Source organism: Mesorhizobium sp. M0954 (assembly GCF_040319155.1).
Taxonomy (GTDB): domain Bacteria; phylum Pseudomonadota; class Alphaproteobacteria; order Rhizobiales; family Rhizobiaceae; genus Mesorhizobium.
The window spans coordinates 1-508 of the sequence record NZ_JAMYNR010000090.1 but is presented as its reverse complement, the minus strand read 5'-3'; the positions used below and the strand labels follow the sequence as shown (position 1 = coordinate 508).

At 64.4% G+C, this 508-nt stretch carries 1 protein-coding gene; it reads left to right on the top strand.

All coding sequences use genetic code 11. From position 1 onward, the window contains the following. On the top strand, nt 1-508 hold a 508-nt coding region (locus tag NKH93_RS34285; RefSeq protein ID WP_352976439.1), incomplete at both ends, for a tyrosine-type recombinase/integrase.

Sequence of the window (508 nt, the reverse complement as noted above, 5' to 3'; positions counted from 1 at the left end):
CTGATCGACGACATGAACATGCGGCGTTTCTCACGGGAGACGCAGCGCAACTATCTCCGCGACATCGGACGCCTGGCGACGTTCCTCGGGCGTTCACCGGACACAGCGACCGCCGACGATCTGCGCCGGTTTCAGATCGAGCAGCAGGAAGACGGCGTTCCCGTGCCGACGATGAACAGCATCGTGTCGGCGTTGCGTTTCTTCTTCACCCATACGGTCGATCGTCCCGATCTGGCGCGCAAGCTGGTTCGTCTGGCGCACCCACGCAAGCTGCCGGTGGTCCTGAGCCGCGACGAGGTCGCCCGGCTGCTCAACGCCACCACCTGCCTCAAGCATCAGGCCGCGCTGTCGGTCGCCTATGGCTCAGGGCTGCGCGTCGCCGAAGTGTCGATGCTGAAGGTCGCTGACGTCGACAGCGAGCGCATGCTGTTGCGCGTCGAGCGTGGCAAAGGCGGGCGATATCGCAACGCCATGCTGTCGCAAGACCTGCTCTTGTTGCTGCGCCAGT